This window comes from Corynebacterium imitans (assembly GCF_000739455.1).
In the GTDB taxonomy this organism is placed as follows: domain Bacteria; phylum Actinomycetota; class Actinomycetes; order Mycobacteriales; family Mycobacteriaceae; genus Corynebacterium; species Corynebacterium imitans.
In genome coordinates, this window is the sequence record NZ_CP009211.1 from 1,664,775 (window position 1) to 1,681,548 (window position 16,774).

18 protein-coding genes are annotated in these 16,774 nt (G+C 65.9%); 5 read left to right on the forward strand and 13 right to left on the reverse strand.

Annotated features, from left to right (window positions below; genetic code table 11):
• Window positions 1-62: 62 nt before the first annotated feature.
• From CIMIT_RS07770 to hisD, 11 genes are all read right to left on the reverse strand, one after another.
• Window positions 63-752, reverse strand: coding sequence for a TIGR02234 family membrane protein (locus CIMIT_RS07770; RefSeq protein WP_051904885.1), 690 nt, complete (start codon window positions 750-752; stop codon window positions 63-65).
• A complete protein-coding gene (hisI, locus tag CIMIT_RS07775; RefSeq protein WP_038591344.1) occupies window positions 753-1,118 on the reverse strand; it encodes a phosphoribosyl-AMP cyclohydrolase in 366 nt (121 codons plus the stop codon). It lies immediately after the preceding gene.
• On the reverse strand, window positions 1,118-1,891 hold the full coding sequence (gene hisF, locus CIMIT_RS07780) for an imidazole glycerol phosphate synthase subunit HisF (protein ID WP_038591346.1): 774 nt from the start codon (window positions 1,889-1,891) through the stop codon (window positions 1,118-1,120). The genes hisI and hisF overlap by 1 nt, the downstream gene beginning before the upstream one ends.
• Window positions 1,892-1,915: 24 nt before the next feature.
• Complete coding sequence (locus CIMIT_RS07785) at window positions 1,916-2,746, reverse strand: inositol monophosphatase family protein (protein WP_051904886.1); 831 nt, start codon at window positions 2,744-2,746, stop codon at window positions 1,916-1,918.
• A 12-nt stretch (window positions 2,747-2,758) separates the two neighbouring features.
• Window positions 2,759-3,514: a bifunctional 1-(5-phosphoribosyl)-5-((5-phosphoribosylamino)methylideneamino)imidazole-4-carboxamide isomerase/phosphoribosylanthranilate isomerase PriA gene (priA, locus tag CIMIT_RS07790; RefSeq protein WP_038591349.1), complete on the reverse strand. Its 756-nt coding sequence runs from the start codon at window positions 3,512-3,514 to the stop codon at window positions 2,759-2,761.
• Between the two features lie 87 nt (window positions 3,515-3,601).
• On the reverse strand, window positions 3,602-4,255 hold the full coding sequence (gene hisH, locus CIMIT_RS07795; RefSeq protein WP_038591354.1) for an imidazole glycerol phosphate synthase subunit HisH: 654 nt from the start codon (window positions 4,253-4,255) through the stop codon (window positions 3,602-3,604).
• An 11-nt stretch (window positions 4,256-4,266) separates the two neighbouring features.
• Window positions 4,267-5,586 (reverse strand): MFS transporter, encoded by a 1,320-nt coding sequence (locus CIMIT_RS07800; RefSeq protein WP_231910280.1) that lies wholly within the window; start codon window positions 5,584-5,586, stop codon window positions 4,267-4,269.
• 1 nt (window position 5,587) lies between these two features.
• Complete coding sequence (locus tag CIMIT_RS12725) at window positions 5,588-5,764, reverse strand: hypothetical protein (RefSeq protein ID WP_157727809.1); 177 nt, start codon at window positions 5,762-5,764, stop codon at window positions 5,588-5,590.
• Window positions 5,765-6,397 (reverse strand): imidazoleglycerol-phosphate dehydratase HisB, encoded by a 633-nt coding sequence (gene hisB, locus CIMIT_RS07810; RefSeq protein ID WP_051904887.1) that lies wholly within the window; start codon window positions 6,395-6,397, stop codon window positions 5,765-5,767.
• Window positions 6,378-7,514 (reverse strand): histidinol-phosphate transaminase, encoded by a 1,137-nt coding sequence (locus CIMIT_RS07815; protein ID WP_038594510.1) that lies wholly within the window; start codon window positions 7,512-7,514, stop codon window positions 6,378-6,380. Before CIMIT_RS07815 ends, hisB begins: the two co-directional genes overlap by 20 nt.
• A 5-nt stretch (window positions 7,515-7,519) precedes the next feature.
• On the reverse strand, window positions 7,520-8,833 hold the full coding sequence (hisD, locus tag CIMIT_RS07820) for a histidinol dehydrogenase (protein WP_038591359.1): 1,314 nt from the start codon (window positions 8,831-8,833) through the stop codon (window positions 7,520-7,522).
• 200 nt (window positions 8,834-9,033) lie between these two features.
• Between hisD and CIMIT_RS12150 the strand changes: the two genes are divergently transcribed.
• On the forward strand, window positions 9,034-10,122 hold the full coding sequence (locus CIMIT_RS12150) for a type III secretion system chaperone family protein (protein WP_051904888.1): 1,089 nt from the start codon (window positions 9,034-9,036) through the stop codon (window positions 10,120-10,122).
• A 7-nt stretch (window positions 10,123-10,129) separates the two neighbouring features.
• Here CIMIT_RS12150 and CIMIT_RS07830 read toward each other — a convergent pair whose 3' ends face one another.
• Window positions 10,130-10,735 (reverse strand): hypothetical protein, encoded by a 606-nt coding sequence (locus CIMIT_RS07830; RefSeq protein WP_038591364.1) that lies wholly within the window; start codon window positions 10,733-10,735, stop codon window positions 10,130-10,132.
• A 6-nt stretch (window positions 10,736-10,741) separates the two neighbouring features.
• On the reverse strand, window positions 10,742-11,467 hold the full coding sequence (locus tag CIMIT_RS12155; protein ID WP_141760579.1) for a hypothetical protein: 726 nt from the start codon (window positions 11,465-11,467) through the stop codon (window positions 10,742-10,744).
• Between the two features lie 293 nt (window positions 11,468-11,760).
• Here CIMIT_RS12155 and CIMIT_RS07845 point away from each other — a divergent pair, with 293 nt between their 5' ends.
• From CIMIT_RS07845 to CIMIT_RS12730, 4 genes are all read left to right on the forward strand, one after another.
• Window positions 11,761-12,348, forward strand: coding sequence for a TetR family transcriptional regulator (locus tag CIMIT_RS07845; RefSeq protein ID WP_038591381.1), 588 nt, complete (start codon window positions 11,761-11,763; stop codon window positions 12,346-12,348).
• Between the two features lie 11 nt (window positions 12,349-12,359).
• The gene (gene glgX, locus CIMIT_RS07850; RefSeq protein ID WP_038591385.1) at window positions 12,360-14,537 is read left to right on the forward strand and encodes a glycogen debranching protein GlgX; all 2,178 of its coding nucleotides are present in this window, start codon (window positions 12,360-12,362) and stop codon (window positions 14,535-14,537) included.
• 82 nt (window positions 14,538-14,619) lie between these two features.
• On the forward strand, window positions 14,620-16,053 hold the full coding sequence (locus tag CIMIT_RS07855; RefSeq protein ID WP_038591388.1) for a 3'-5' exonuclease: 1,434 nt from the start codon (window positions 14,620-14,622) through the stop codon (window positions 16,051-16,053).
• Window positions 16,054-16,190: 137 nt separating this feature from the next.
• Complete coding sequence (locus tag CIMIT_RS12730; protein WP_038591391.1) at window positions 16,191-16,739, forward strand: hypothetical protein; 549 nt, start codon at window positions 16,191-16,193, stop codon at window positions 16,737-16,739.
• Window positions 16,740-16,774 lie beyond the last annotated feature (35 nt).

Consider the following 16,774-nt stretch of genomic DNA (forward strand, 5'->3'; position numbering starts at 1 on the left):
GTATTGACTCTTGTCAACAGAATAGACAACGCCCACAGGCGCGCGAAATCCTCCCCTGCTTCTTAAGGGGACTTCCCGTCACGCGCGGGGTCTTCCGTCGGATCAATGTCCGCATCAAGTGCGTCCCACAGCACACGGCCTGAGTCCGGCTGGGATTCCAAGTCATCCCGGATCTTCTCGCGCCGTACCGTCTCCTGCTCGTACTTGTTCAGCTTCGCCGAGTCCTGCCCGGGACGCAGTGCGAGCGCCAGCCCGCCGAGCAGCGCGCACACGCAGCCGGCGAGCGCACCGGCCGGGCCGGTGGCCGCCACCGTGGTCGCGGTGATCTCCGCCCAATCCGCGATCGTGGCCGTGTCTGTGCCCTGGGCGGCCTGGGCGGCGTCGCTGCCAACGGTGAGCAGCGCGTGCACTCGCTCGTGCGAGATTGGACCCGCCAGCACCGCAGCCGGGGCGATCGCCGCACCGACGCCCGCCAGCGCGCTAACCACGCCGATGAGGCGTCGGCCGGTGCGCCGCAGCGCGAGCCCCGCGATCATGCCTACGACGAGCAAGAGTGCCAGCGCCGTCGTCTCCGTCGACCAGTCCGCCCCGGTGATTTCGGCCGTGCCGCTGCCGGCGAGGCTGTCGTCGTACGCTGCCTCGATCCACGGCATGCGGGCAAACAGCCACAGCGCGGCACCCCCGATGCCCAGTGCGGCCGCGCCCGGCCTCGACCATCCCTTGTCCACGGTCTTGGTGTCCGCCTCGCTCATCTACAGCAACCTTTCCGCGTCAAAGCAGGTGCGATCCCCAGTGTGGCAGGCGCCGCCCTCCTGGTCGACGACGAGCAGGATCGTGTCCCCGTCGCAATCCAGGCGCACCTCGCGCACGTACTGGGCGTGCCCGCTGGTCAGCCCCTTGATCCAGTACTCTTTGCGCGAGCGCGAGTAGTAGGTGCCACGCCGGGTGGCCAGCGTGTAGGCCAGCGCGTGGTCATCCATCCAGGCGAGCATGAGTACCTCGCCGCTGCCCGCGGCCTGTACCACGGCGGGCACAAGCCCTGCACTGTTGCGCTTCAGCTTCGCGGCGATGCCGGGGTCAAGCTCATACGACTCGGGGGTATCCGGGGCGGACGACACTAGCGCACCTCCTGCCCGGCAGCCTTGAGCGCTTCCTTCACCTCGGCGATCGAGACCTCGCCGAAGTGGAAGATGGAGGCCGCCAGCACCGCATCCGCGCCGGCCTCGACGGCGGGCGGGAAATGCTCCGCCTTACCAGCCCCTCCCGAGGCGATCACCGGAATGGACACCGCCTCGCGAACGAGTGCCAAAAGCTCCAAGTCGAAGCCCTCCTTGGTGCCGTCGCCGTCCATGGAGTTGAGCAGGATCTCGCCGACGCCTAAGTCCTGGCCGGTGCGGGCCCACTCGATGGCGTCGATACCCGCGGACTTGGTGCCGCCGTGCGTGGTGACCTCGAAGCCGGAGGGTTGCGGCACCCCGCCTTCGGGGACGCGGCGCGCGTCGACAGACAGCACGATGCACTGCGCGCCGAACTCCTCGCTAAGCTCGCGCAACAGATTCGGGTTGGCGATGGCGGCGGTGTTCACGCTTACCTTGTCCGCCCCTGCCCGCAGCAGCTCGCGCACGTCTTCAGCCGAGCGCACCCCGCCGCCGACGGTCAGCGGAATGAAAACCTGCTCGGCGGTGCGGCGCACCACCTCAACCATGGTGCCGCGGCCCTCCTTGGAGGCGGACACGTCCAAGAAGGTCAGCTCATCGGCGCCCTCGGCACCGTAGCGCTTGGCTAGCTCGACCGGGTCGCCCGCGTCCTTCAAGTCGGCGAACTTCACCCCCTTGACCACGCGGCCATTATCCACGTCCAAACACGGAATCACACGGATAGCAACAGACATCGTCTACAGCACTCTTTCTACAACTTAATTGGGGCCAGGGGTGGGCGTGTCACGCACGCTACTCATGCTACCCAGCACCATTTCGTGCGCTGCGGCGGTCCCCACCACCACGCCCACCGAATCCGGCGACCACGCGCTCCCGTCCGGCGCGCTCACAGACGCGCCTGCGCTGCGCGCGAGGCACACACCGGCCGCGTTGTCCCAAATGTAGGGCGAAAAGCTCACGGCGGCCTGGTAAACGCCCTGTGCGACAAAAGCCAAGTCGACGCCGACCGAGCCTGAGATACGCGGGCGCAGGTCCGCCTCTGCCAGCGCGCCGAGGAGTCCCAAACGCATGCTCGCGGGAAAAGCCTGCCGGTCGTCCGAGCCCACGGAGCCGACACCAACCTGCCAGGCCGCCGCCGTGGTGTGGTCCACCGGCGGTAGCGGTTCGTGGTTGAGCAGCACCGGCGAACCCGCGTGGCAGGACAGCTGGGTGCGAAAAAGCGGGATGTCGGTGACCGCGACGACGGGCTCGCCTCTCAACAGCAGGGAGACAAGGATGGCGCAGTTAGGGTTGCCAGATGAGTAGTTCGACGTACCGTCGATCGGGTCGACCACCCAGCACGCCTCGCTATTGAGCGTCCCGCCCTGCTCCTCCCCGAAAACCGGGATGCCGGTGGCCGCCTCGAGCCGACGGCGCAGCAGCTTCTCGATCGCCAGGTCAGCCTCAGTGGCAAAATCTCCTTTGCCCTTGTACAGGGCTGGGGCCGCACCCAGGTGCGCGAGGAAGATCTCCCGCGCCTCGGCGACAACCTCGTGCGCAACCCCCAGGTATTCCTCAAGCTGGTGCGCTGTGTTCGACTCTGCGGGCACGTGCCTTACGCCTTACTCGTCCGCAGCCGGGGTGGCACCGGCGGCAGCCTTGAGCGCCTCGTCGAGCGTGAACTTGTGCTCGTAGAGCGCCTTGCCAATAATCGCCGAGTCGATCCCCTCGTGTGCGAAACTTGCCAACTCCACCACGTTGTCCAGGGTGGCAATGCCGCCAGAAGCAGTCACATACGCGTCACAAGCCGCGGAGACCTCGCGCAGCAGGTCGGTGTTGGGGCCGGTAAGCATGCCGTCCTTGCTCACGTCGGTGACCACGAAGCGGGAGCACCCGGCGGAGTCGAACAGTTCGAGCACCTCCCACAGGTCGCCGCCGTCCGAGGTCCACCCGTTGCCCTTCGTGCGCCACTGGCCGTCCTCTTCACGCACAGCCAGGTCGATGGCCACCTTGTCGCCGTAGCGAGAAATCACGTCCACCATCCATTCCGGGTGCTGCAGCGCTGCGGTGCCGATGTTTACCCGACGCGCGCCGGTGGCCAGGGCGCGCTCAAGCGAAGCATCATCCCGAATGCCGCCAGTCAGCTCCACGTTGATGTCGAGCTTTTTGACCACGTCTGCCATCATCTCGTGGTTGGAGCCACGACCGAATGCGGCGTCCAGGTCCACGAAGTGCAGCCAGGTCGCACCCTGCTCCTGCCAGCGCAGCGCGGCCTCAAGCGGGTCACCATAGCTCTTTTCGGTGCCGGCCTCGCCCTGATCGAGGCGAACGGCCTGGCCATTGACTACATCCACGGCGGGCAACAGAGTGAAATCCATGAAGCACATGGTAGCAGCGTGACCACACGCACCGTGCAGTGTTGCCGCACCCGCTCAGCGCTGAATCGGAACCGATTCAGCGACGGATTACCTCAGCGTACCCACCCAGTTTTCCAACAGGTGCAGGCCTGCATCCCCGGACTTTTCCGGGTGGAACTGGGTGGCGCACAGCGGGCCGTTTTCCACCGCCGCCAAAAAGCGGCTTGCGCCGTGGGTTGCCCAGCTCAGCTTGGGGTAGGCGATGAACTCGTCGGCGACAAGCGGGAACTCGCGCACCCCGTAGGAGTGGACGAAGTAGAAGCGGGTATCCGAGTCTAAGCCTGCAAACAGCTCACTGTCATTGGCCATCTCGACGGTGTTCCAGCCCATGTGCGGCAGCACCGGGGCGTCAAGTTTTTCCACCACGCCCGGCCACTCGCCGAAACCTGCGGTATCTACCCCGTGCTCCACACCGCGCTCGAACATCACCTGCAGACCCACGCAGATGCCCAGCACCGGGCGCGAGCCCGCGAGCCGCTGGCCGATCACGCGGCCGCCGTCGACGCGGTTAAGCCCGCGCATGCACGCATCAAAGGCGCCGACGCCGGGCACGACCAGGCCCGCGGCCTCGGTGGCCACGTACGGGTCCGTGGTCACTGTGACCTCGGCACCGACGTGTTCGAGGGCGCGCTGGGCGGAGCGGATGTTTCCCGCGCCGTAATCTAAAAGGGCAACCTGCGTTAAGGGGCGAGCGACGTTCATGGTGGATTATTCTACTGTCCGCCTGAGCGCTTTTTGCCGCCGCGGTTGTAACGCCGCGGTGCCTGGACGGATTGCAGGCGCGCGGCCAGGTTGTTTACCTCCACCACGCGGTGGCGTCCAAGCTGCCGGTCGAGCAGCGTGACTACCAGCCCCAGCACGATCACGCCCGAGGCGATACCGAACATCGGCGCAAACGCCATCGTGGTGAGCAACATGCCGTAGAAGGTCGAGCCCATGCCCGTGCCTCCGTCGTAAGCAATGTTCCAAATGGCGGCGGCCTCCGAAGTCTTCGAGCGCGGCAGTCGGTAGAACATCATGGTCAGCGCCTCGTTCTGCACCGCGCCGAAGCCGGTGCCGTAGAGCAGCGCGGCGAGCGCCATCCACCACACCGGCAGATCCAAAAACAAAATGGTGGCCATGACGAAGACGCCGAGTGCGGAGATGATCTGGAAGCGGATCATCACCGTGCCCGGCTGACCCACCTTGTCCATCACCCGGCCCGCGTAGTAGCGCGACAGCATGGAGGCAAAGTTCATCAGACCCAGCATCAATCCGCCGAGTGTGGCACCGGTCGCTGCGTCGAGCTCGCGCATCGACGCCGGCAGGAAGTTCGTAATCGCGCCGTAGGCGGTGGTGACAAACATGAGTGCCAGGGCGGGCACGAGCACGAGCCGCCACATGGGGACGTGGATGTGGTCGGTCTCGGAGGACTTCTCGGTCGGTGGCGGGATCGGTGGGATGCCTTGGCAGGCCACCAGGGCAAGCAGACCAATACCGCCCGCGATGAGGTAAACGGCGTCGTAGCCGATCCGCTGTACCAGCGCCATGCCCGCTGGCAACGCGATCATCTGCGCCAAACCAATCATGATACCGACCAGCCCGGTGGCGCGGCCCAGCAGCCGAATCGGCACGAGCTCGGCCACGATCGCCGCCTCCGCCACGGTCAGCGCGCCGAAGCCCACGCCACGGATCGCGGACACGGTCAGTACCGCCGGAGCGCTCATACCCAGCAGATAGCCCACGGCGGGAAAGCCGAGGAGGAAGGCAGAGACTGACAGGACCGTGGTATATCCCACCTTGCGCAAAAGCATGGGCGTGAAGATCTGGGTGACCACGGTAAAGAGCATGAACACACCAGTGGTCAGCCCTGCGAGGGTTTCGGACCCACCCGCGTCAAGCACCGCGGTCGGCACCACCGGCAAAAGGAGGGCCCATGCGCCGAAGGCGCAGATCATCGCCAAGAATACGGGCTTAAGTCCGCGCGCCCGCCACACGCTTGTCAATGAGTTAACTTCCTCCGCAGTCACGGGACGACGGGAAAAGAGTGCCACCTTACACCACCTTTGCCATGTTGAACAGGGCGAATGCGAAAGCAATGACGGCGCACAGCGCCAGGATCACGGTGACGGCCTTCGAGCCGTTCTGGTAGGCCGACCACACCCCGCCGACGAGCATGCCGGCGAGCAGGAAGAGGATGACCACCCACATGCCGGCGGCGACGTTAAACATCTACAGCGCCCCCTTCGTGGACGGCACCCCCGTGATCTTCGGGTCGCGCTCCACGGCCTGGCGCAGGCTGCGGGCAACGGCCTTGTATTCCGCCTCGGTGATGTGGTGCGGGTCGCGCCCGTAGCGCACGTTGACGTGGAGAGTCATGCGCGCGTTGTACGCCAACGTCTCGAAGAAGTGGCGGTTGATCACCGTGGCGTAGTGGCCGCCAATGACCTGCCAGTCCATGTGCTCCGGCTCGCCGTGCATGACAAAGTAGGGGCGGCCGGACAGGTCCACCACGCCCTCGACGAGGGTCTCGTCCATGGGCAGCAGCATGGAGCCGAAACGGCGGATGCCGCGCTTGTCCCCCACGGCGTCGATAAGCGCCCAGCCCAGGGTAATGGCAGTGTCCTCTACCGTGTGGTGGGCGTCGATATGGGTATCGCCTGTGGCCTGGACCTTCAGGTCGAACGCGCCGTGGGTGCCGAAGGCGGTGAGCATGTGATCAAAAAAGGGCAGGCCCGTATCCACCTCGACGTTGCCGGTGCCGTCCAGGTTGATCTCGACGGTGATGTCGGACTCGCTGGTGGTGCGAGTCGCCGTGCCGATACGCGGCTCCAATTGTGCGTCCTTACGCGAGTTCTTCAGCATTGCGTACCTCCTTCGCTGCCTTAAGGAATGCGTCATTTTCGTGCGGCAGGCCGATCGTGGTGCGCAGGTGGCCTGCCACCCCGACGTCGCGGATGAGCACTCCCCGATCCAAGAATGCCTGCCACGCCTCGTGCGTCTTTTCGGTAGTCGAGCCGAAAGGCCCGAAGAACACGAAGTTCGACTCGCTCGGCACGACATCGTAGCCCATCGCCTCGAGTCCCGCTTGGACGCGCTTGCGCTCCTCGGCGAGTTTGTCCACGCTGGCCAGCGTCTCGTCGGCAAAGCGCAGCGCCACGCGTGCGGCAGCCTGCGAGAGCACCGAGAGGTGGTACGGCAGGCGCACGAGCATCACGGCCTCGATGAACGCAGGCGCGGCGACGAAGTAGCCCAGGCGCCCGCCCGCGAAGTCGAAAGCCTTAGACATGGTGCGCGACACCACCAGCTTTTCCGGGTACTTCTCCAGCAGGGTGGTCGCGGAAGCGCTCGGCGAGAACTCTGCGTAAGCCTCGTCCACGATCACAATGCCCGGCGCGGCCTTTAACAGCCGCTCGATGTCGTCCAGGCTGGTCACATCGCCCGTCGGGTTGTTCGGGGTGGTGATGAATATTACGTCCGGCGCATGCTTTTCGACGCCCGCCAGCGCCGCCGCCATATCAATCCGGAAATCCTCCCCACGCGGGATCGGAATGAACTCCGTCTGCGTGCCTGCAGAAAGGATCGGGTGCATGGAGTAGCTGGGCACAAACCCCATGGCGCTGCGGCCCGGGCCGCCGAAGGCCTGCAGCAGCTGCTGCAAAACTTCGTTGGATCCGTTGGCCGCCCACACGTTGTCGCGGGTGACGTGTACCCCGGTCTGGCGGGAGACGTAGGCGGCGAGGTCTTCGCGCAGCGCGAGCGCGTCGCGCTCCGGGTAACGGTTGAGCCCCTTGGAGACGCGGGCGACTTCCTCCACGAGGGCGTCGATAAGCTGCTGCGAGGGCGCGTACGGGTTCTCGTTCGTGTTCAGCGCGACCGGCACCTCGAGCTGCGGGGCACCGTAGGCGGATTTGCCGCGCAGCTCCTCACGCAGCGGCAGCGCGCCAAGTTCGGTGTCGGCGGCAAGCGTGTTGTCCTTCAATTGCATTAGCTTTCCTTCCCCATGCGTGCGCGGATGGATTCGCCGTGCGCGGGTAGTTGCTCGTCGGTTGCCAGCGCGATGATTTCCGCGCCGATGTCCTGCAGGGCCTTCCTGTCGTACTCGATGAGGTTGACCGGCTTGAGGAAGGTGTGCGTAGACAGGCCCGCGGAAAAGCGTGCCGTGCCGGAGGTGGGCAGCACGTGGTTCGAGCCGGCTGCGTAGTCGCCCAGCGGGACCGGCGAGTACGGGCCGACGAAGATCGCGCCGGCGTTGATGATGCGCTCGGCGACCTCGCGGGGGTTTTCCGTGTGGATTTCCAGGTGTTCGGCGGCGTAAGCGTTGGCCACGTCGATCGCCGCATCCAGGTCGGAAACCAAGACGATGCCGGACTGCTTGCCGCCGAGTGCGCTGCGGGCGCGCTCCGCGTTGATCGTTGCTTGTGAGCGCTCCTCCACCAGTGCGTCGACGCGGGCGGCGAAGTCTTCCGAGTCCGTGATGAGCACGCTGGCGGCCTGCTCGTCGTGTTCCGCCTGCGAGATGAGGTCGAGCGCGACGTACTCTGCGTTGGCGTGCTCGTCGGCAATCACGGCGATCTCGCTGGGGCCCGCCTCGGCGTCAATGCCGACGATGCCGTTGACCACGCGCTTTGCTGCGGTGACGAAGATGTTGCCGGGGCCGGTGACCATGTCCACCGGTTCCAGCCCGCACTCGTCGTCGCCGTAGGCCATCAGCGCAACGGCCTGCGCGCCACCGACGGCCCACACCTCGTCGACGCCCAGGAGCTGACAGGCGGCCAGCGTGGTCGGGTGCGGCCAGCCACCGAACTCCTCTTGCGGCGGGGTACACACCACCAGCGAGCTCGCACCCGCGGCCTGGGCAGGGATGACGTTCATCAGCACGCTCGAGGGGTAGACGGCCTTGCCGCCGGGCACGTAGAGGCCGACGCGGTTGACCGGGATGAACTTCTCGGTCACCAGTGCGGTCTCGGCCAAGCGCGTGGTGTGGCTTTGCGGCTTCTGCTCCTCGTGCACCTTGCGGATGCGCGCGATCGCCACCTCGAGCGCGTCGCGCACCGCCGAATCGAGTGCGTCGGTGGCCTGCTGGATCACCTCGGCGGGTACGCGCACCGCGGTCGGGCGCACATGGTCGAACTGCTCGCCGTAGTCCAGCGCGGTGGCGGCGCCGCCTTCGCGCACCGCTTCCACGATTGGTGTGACGGTGGGTAGCACCGCGTTGACGTCGGTACCGCCGCGCGGCAGGACCCTGCGCAGCTCGGACGTGGACGGGGTGCGGCCCCGTAAGTCTGTGACGTGCAGCATGAATTCTCCAGGAGTTGTGCTCTATGAAATGCTCTGTGATGCGTGCTTCAGGGCGTGTGCAGCCGAACGGAAGTGCCGGTACACTTGCACCCCAAGACAACACACAGTCTAGGGGGCGGGCTGACCACGCGTGGGGTGCGGGTGGTCCAACATGAGCGCACCGTGCGTGCCCCGTCAGCGAACACAACGAGGAGGCACCAATGGCGACACCGCAGTACGACACCGACCACGACGACAGCCAGCCGCAGGGACTCACCACGCGGGTGACGCTTCCGCGGGTTGCACTCGCACTCGCCGAGCTCGGCTACGACCCGCTCGAGCGCGAAGACCGCCTGGTCATCGGCCTGCCCGGCTACATTTTGACCTGCTGGATGGAACCACAACTGCCGGCCTCGCTGCACCTCGACGGCCAACTGCGCGTCCCGCTGCCGCTTGCAGAATCGAGCAAGCTCACCCGCATCCTCAACACCTATAACGGGCAGTCACCGGGGCCGGTGGCCAGCTACCGCGTCACCGACGCGGGCACGCTCGCCGTGCGCATGCGCGCGGGCACGTTCGTCTCCGATGGGTTAAGCGAGGAGCAGCTGCACAACTGGCTGCGCACGCTTATCGACGCCACCGCGCACCTCGTCCACGAACTCGACCGTCTCTTCCCCGAAGCGGACATCTTCGCCCCGCTTCCCGAGCCGCTGCGCACCGAGCAGGACTACGCCCAGCTGACCGGCAAGCACCCGAAGTGGCGCCACCGGGCCGAGACTCCCCGCCGGAACTGGACCCCGGAGCTGGACGAGTTCACCTACACCGACGCAGACCTTGCCAAGCAGGCACGGCTGCGCCCCAAGTGGCTCACCGAGCAGATGCTGCGCGACGCCGTCGGCGGCCTCGGCGTTGTCTACGGCATCCGCGAAGACAACGTGCTGCTCACCACGATGAACGGCATGTCGATTTCCGTGGAGTCACTCATTGGGCAGTGGGTGCGCGTCTACGGCATCTGGTTTACCGACCTGCCGTCAAAGGAGCACGCGACCAACCTCGCGCTGTTATGCAACGAGGCCAACGACCGCACCCTGATGGAGGCCTGCAGCGTGTTTTCCGATGCGGAGCATGCCATCGTGGTGATCAGCTCGCATGTGCTTATCGACGCCGGCGTCTCCCCCGCCCAGCTGTTCACCCACATCCAGTACGCGAACAGGTACCACATGGACATGCTGGACTACATCTCCACCCAAGCCACGGGCGAGTGCTGCATCGACTGGCCGCAGGAGTACCCCGACGACCCGCCGCGCTGACGTGCGCTTAGACGGTTTCGGCTGCGCTGTCTCCTGCGCTGTCCCTCGACAGGAAGTCGAACACGTTAGCCAGCCAGTAGGACAAGGCTGCGGTAAAGGGACCCACGCACCAGGCCACACCAAGGCTGACCGGCGGCACCACCTGCAGCGACTGGCCGTCAGCAAGCTCGGCAAACCCCTGCTGCTGCAGGCTAATCACCAGGTTGCCGGTGGTGTAAAGAGCAAAGGCCGCCGCGGCCGCGCAGACAATCAGCCACACCAGCGTGCCGACGCCGCCGCGTTTCTCGCCACGGGAAGACTGCCGGAGCGCAACCACGGCGAGCACGGCACCAATGACGGCGGTGAGCAGGCTGAACCAGCCCAGTGCCGCGAACTCCACGTTCTCGGGGCTGGCGATCTGGTCAACGGCCACCCCGCCGTGAGCGGTGGTGCCCACGTAGGCGGGCCGCAGCCACGCCCAGCCCAACCCAGCGATGATGCCAAGGCCGAGCGCGCACGCGACAAGGCCCGCCCCGGCCCCGATGCGCGCAAAACGTGCGCGTGCTCGGCGGCGGGAGGCGGGCTGCGCCGCAGGTGCACTGCCTGCGGCAGAAACGGTTACAGCGGTACTCAACGCGTTTTAGTTACAGAGCTTCCAGCGGCCGTCCTCGCGCTGGAAGAGCTGCGTCTGAGTATCCTCGCCGGAATCATTGCGGGCAGTAACCGAAGCGGAAGCCCGGTCGCCGTCGACGCGCACGTCCGCCAACGAGATCTCCGAGCGTGGCAGCTCAATGCCCATGCCGGCCTCTTCCTGCATGCGGGCGGCCTCTTCGACGGACTCGAGCGTCATGCCTTGGCGCTCCAGCTCCTCCATCGCCGGGTCGGTCACGGCCTTGCAGGAGTTATCCAAGATGACGCGGGTCCAGCTGGCCAGCGACTCCGGGTTGGAAACGGCCTCGACCACCTTGGTCATCTCATCAATGTCAGCCTGGGAAGCCTCCTGGCCGCCGGCGATGGGCTCGTGCGTGACCTGCTCGTACTGGCCGTCAGCAAACGGGTTGGCGATCGTGGGTACCTCGCCCGCGTCACCGGACTCGCCGGACTCGCCGTCCTTCTTCTCCGACTTCTGCTCTTTCTTGCCGTCGGTGTTCTTTTCCTTGTCGGCTTTTTCCTTGTCGCCCGAGTTCTCCTCGGACTTATTGGCAGCGCCGTCAACAGACTCGGTCGCCTCCGGGGCCTCTGCTGCGGTGGAGAGGCCGGAGCTGGTGGTTTCCTTGTCGGAGCCACATGCGGCAAGCGGAAGGACCAACGCCAACGCGGTCATGCCTGCTGCAGCAGCCTTCGATGTCTTGGTAGAAAACCTCACGTACTAACCTCTCTTTGTTTTCCGGCGACACATCAACGCCGGCCTCACGCAAAAGCCTTGCCGGTTCGTGAGTCCAGGTTCGTGGATCGACCCGCACGGCTCACGTGAGTTGCAAATACATTGTGTTGTTTCAAGCCATCTTAACAACGCTCAACTGGGTCACGGTTTCACTACAGGTGCTAACTCTCTGAGCGGTCTCTGTGAGGTTACATGGCACTCGTTTCTCAGTCGGCGTGTACAAAGCTGCCAAACGCCCCAACTCCGTCCTTGGCTAACCACTACGATGGAGGGCCATGCAGCTGTCCCGCGAAACGATTACCGCCGCCGCCCTTTCCATCCTGGGCGAGTACGGGCTGGGAGACGTTTCCATGCGCCGGGTTGCCACCGCCCTCGGCGTTGCCCCCGGCGCGCTGTACTGGCACATAGAGAACAAGCAGGAGCTGATCGCCAGCCTCGCGGCCGAAATTGTGCGGCCCGTTGCTGCAGACGCGGCAACTGCTGAAACTACCGACACAGCAGCGCTTGCCGCCTCGCTGCGCGCGCACGTGCTCGAGGTGCGCGACGGCGCGGAGGTGGTCCTGGCCGCGCTCAGCCAGCCCGACGCCCCGGTGCGCGAGGAGCTCATTGCCGTGTTTGTGGCGCAGGTGCGTGCGGAGTGGGGCGAGCGGGCGTCGGCAAGCAAAGCGCGCGCGGCGGCCGCGAACCTGGTCTACATGACGCTGGGGGCCGCAATGGTCTACCAAGCTGGCGCACAGCTGGCCGCGCTCACGGGCGAGGCCCCGGCGGTGAGCGCTGCTGATGCCGCCAACGAGCACGCCGCGGGGGTGGCACTGCTCCTGGCGGGCCTGCGCGCGCCGAGCGCGGAGACGGGATTGGACTAGAATCGTCTCCCATGACTGAATCTGCAGCGACATCGCAATCCCCCGAAGCCCCGATCGTGTGGCCGGGGTCCGCCTACCCCCTGGGCTCAACCTACGACGGCGCTGGCACCAACTTCGCCCTCTTTTCTGGCGTGGCCGAGCGCGTCGAGCTGTGCCTGATCGACGATGACGGCGCGGAGACCCGCGTAGCGCTGGAGGAAGTGGACAACCACGTCTGGCACGGCTACCTGCCCGCCGTCACCCCGGGACAGCGCTACGGCTACCGCGTGCACGGGCCGTGGGACCCGGCGAACGGCAAGCGCTGCGATCCGAACAAGCTGCTCATCGACCCCTACGCGCGCGCTTTCGACGGCACCTTCGACACGCACAGCTCCCTGTTTTCCTACGACCCCGGGGCGGACGAGCCCGGCACCGGCCGCAACGAGGAGGACTCGCTGGGCCACACCATGCTCTCGGTGGTGATCAACCCGTTCTTCGACTGGGGTGATGACCGCAACCCGCGCATCCCGGACGAGGAGACGGTGATCTACGAGTGCCACGTCAAGGGCATGACGCAGACCCACCCGGAGGTCCCGGAGAACCTGCGCGGAACCTATGCCGGCATGGCGCACCCCGCGGTGGTGGACTACCTCAAGGACCTGGGCGTGACCTCGGTGGAGCTTCTGCCGGTGCACCAGTTCTTCCAGGATGACCGCCTCAAAGAGCTGGGCCTGCGCAACTACTGGGGCTACAACACCTTCGGGTTCTTCGCACCCGAGCACCACTACGCCGCCGCGTCGAACCCGGGTGACGCGGTCGCCGAGTTCAAGCACATGGTGCGCGCCTACCACGACGCGGGCATGGAGGTCATCCTGGACGTGGTGTACAACCACACCGCTGAGGGCAACCACTTGGGCCCGACGATCGCCTTCCGCGGTATTGACAATGAGGCCTACTACCGCCTGGTGGAAGACGACAAGTACCACTACATGGACTACACCGGCACCGGTAACTCCTTCAACGTGCGCGACCCGCACTCGCTGCAGCTGATCATGGACAGCCTGCGCTACTGGGTCACCGAGATGCACGTCGACGGCTTCCGCTTCGATCTGGCCTCCACGCTCGCGCGCGAGTTCTCGGACGTGGACCGCTTGGCTACCTTCTTCGACCTGGTGCAGCAGGACCCGGTGGTCAGCCAGGTCAAGCTCATCGCCGAGCCCTGGGACGTGGGCGAGGGCGGCTACCAGGTGGGCAACTTCCCTGCCCTGTGGAGCGAGTGGAACGGCAAGTACCGCGACACCATGCGCGACTTCTGGCGTGGCGAGCCATCCACGCTCGGCGAGTTCGCCTCGCGCCTGACCGGTTCTTCGGACCTCTACCAGCACAACGACCGCCGCCCGACCGCCTCGATCAACTTCATCACCGCCCACGACGGGTTTACGCTCAACGACCTGGTCAGCTACAACGAGAAGCACAACGAGGCCAACGGCGAGGACAACCGCGACGGCGAGAGTCACAACCGCTCCTGGAACTGCGGCGTGGAGGGTCCCACGGATGATTCGGAGATCCGCCAGCTGCGCGCCCAGCAGCGCCGCAACTTCTTGACCACGCTTTTGCTTTCGCAGGGCACCCCGATGATTTCGCACGGCGACGAGTTCGCCCGCACCCAGGGCGGCAATAACAACGTCTACTGCCAGGACAACGAGATCGCGTGGATGAACTGGGACCGCCTGCAGGAGGCGGACGAGCTCCACGACTTCACCAAACGCCTCATCGCGATCCGCCAGGCCCACCCGGTCTTCCGCCGCCGTCGCTTCCTCTCCGGTGGTGCGCTCGGCGAGGACGTGCTCGACCGCGAGATCGCCTGGCTTGTCCCGGATGGCCAGCTCATGGAGCAAAAAGACTGGGACTTCGCTTTCGGCAAGGCGCTGATGGTCTACCTCAACGGCGATGCCATTACCGAGCCGGATTCCCGCGGCCGCCAGGTGAAGGATGATTCCTTCGTGCTGATGTTTAATGCCCACTACGAGGACATCCAGTTCCGCATCCCGCCGCAGAAGTTCGGCGCGAAGTGGGAGGTGCTCATCGACACCACGGAGCCCTTGGGCTACCCGGTCGGCTTCGCCCCGGCGGAAGCCGAGGGCACCCTGACCGTGCCTGCTCGCTCGACGATCGTGCTCAAGCAGATCGAGCCGCCGGTCATGTCCTAGGGCAGCTGCTTATCGACGCCGCGTAGCCCCCGCTAAACTACCGCCTATACGTGCTTGCCCCTGTGATTGGAGAGTTTTCGACGTGATTGCTGCCCACGGTGCCTTGGTAACGGTGACGAACACCGAGGTGGTGGTCCGCCCCTCGCCCCTGTTCGCCGCCCTTTCCGGCAACAGCGCCGAGCGCAGCGTTGCGGTCGAGGACATCGCCGAGGTGCACGTTAACGCAGGCGACGGGGTGAGCGAGTACCGCGTCGAGTGCGCGCTGCGTAGCACTGCGGAAACCCCGCTGCGCATCCGTTTCGCGCCCGGCGCGGCAGACGCGGTCGACGAGCTGGTCGACCTGCTCGAGCTGGCGCGTCAGGGCAAGGCCCCCGAGGTAGACACGGTTGAAGCCGGCGGGAGTGCCGCCGGTGTTCCGGGGCTGAGCTTTGTCGGCTTCGACGTGGAAACGGCGAACCCCCACTGGGGCTCGATCTGCCAGATCGGCCTGGTCAAGATCATCGACGGCGAGGAGGTCGACCGCGTCTCCTGGCTGTGCCAGCCGCCCAAGGAGTACAACTTCTTCGAGCCAGGCAACGTGGCCATCCACGGTATCCGCGCCGAGGACGTCGCCGACGCTCCCGGGGTGCGCGAGCGCATCGACGAACTGGTCGACTTTGTGGGTGAGCTGCCGCTGGTAGCGCACAACGCCCAGTTCGACGCCTCCGCGCTGCACTCGGCGTGCATCGCCACCGGCCGCGAGGTGCCCCCGCTGGTGTTCGCGTGCACGCTCGCCCAGTCGCGCGCCAAGAAGCTCGGCGTGCGCAACCACCGCTTGCCGACGCTCGCGGAGTACTTCGGCACCCCACTGGACAATCACCACGACGCCTGCGCGGATGCGGCGGCGTGTGCGGGCATCATGCTTGGTCTGGTCCGCGAGGCCGGCTACGCCGGCTCGCTGATGGGCTTTGTCCACGACTCCGGGTTCGCCCTCGGCACCATCGAGCAGGCGAAGGTCTCACCGGTGGTGCGCGACCGCTCCGGTGAGAAGCGTGCGTTGCAGGCCGAGCGCTTTGCCGCAGGCGGTGCGCGCGCGGTGGTCGAGGCCGCCGCCGCTCCCCGCGGCAGTAACCAGGCGGGGCCGAAGCGTCGAAAAGCGGGTGCTGGTGGGGGCTCTTCTGAGGGCTCGCAGCGTAGACCCGCGCCCTGGCAGTCCGTGGCCACCCCGGATACCGTGCCGGAGCCGAACCCGGACGCGAGCCCCGACTCTGCCCTGTTTGGCGAGCATGTCACGCTCACCGGCGAGTTCGAGCCCTTTGATAAGGGCACGCTGTGGAAGGGTATTGCCGAGCTCGGCGGCCAGGTGGGCAAGAACGTGACCAAGAAGACGACCATCTTGGTTGTCGGCGCGTGGAACTCGGTGACATCGAAGGAAAAACGCGCCAACGAGCTCAACGAGAAGGGTCAGGGCATTCAGATCTGGCAGGCAGACAAGCTGCTCAACGTGCTCGGATTGGACGAAACCCCGCCGTTTTAGGACAGGTTTCGCGGGCTTAAAAAAATTTTGCCCGCGGAGGGAACCGGCACGGCCTCGGCTGCGTCTAACTATGTATGACGCATTCCACCACCACCACTTGGTCCCCTGCCCACCAACCAACGCTTACGCCAGGTGCTGTGATCCCACGGCTCGCGTGGCGTGACGAGCGCTACGGCGTAGGCCCCTACGCCTGGATCACCGCGGGCCTAAACACCTCGACTGCGTATGTGCGCCTGTCACGCGGGCTCGCCTGCGTTTTTGAAACGCAGGGGCACGGCGTGCTGTCCCACCAGCAGGTGGGGCACTTAGGGTTTAACGAGCACCAGCTGTGGAACGCCGTGGGCGCGCACCTGGCGAGCCTGGCCGATACCTTCTGGGTGCGCCCCGCTGTGGGTCGGGAGCCCGGGCAACTGCCGCCAGGGGTCGAGATCCAAGCGCGCGGACACACCGCCGCGGGCTGGCTCGCCCACCCGCAGTCCTTCCAGAAGCTTCACCAGCACCTTGTTGCCACGCTTCGCCCGCGCCATGAGCTGACCTACTACGTGGGCGAGAACGACACGCTCTTTGCTTTCGACGCCACCGCGCGCCAGGTCGCGCAGACGCTGGGTTGGGATCGCCTCATGCGTTACTCGCTCGGGTTCCCGCTGTTGGCCGTCCCGCCGCGCACCCCCATGCGTTTCACCTAGTCCCCGGTTACTTGGCCCGCTTTTCACTACAGTGT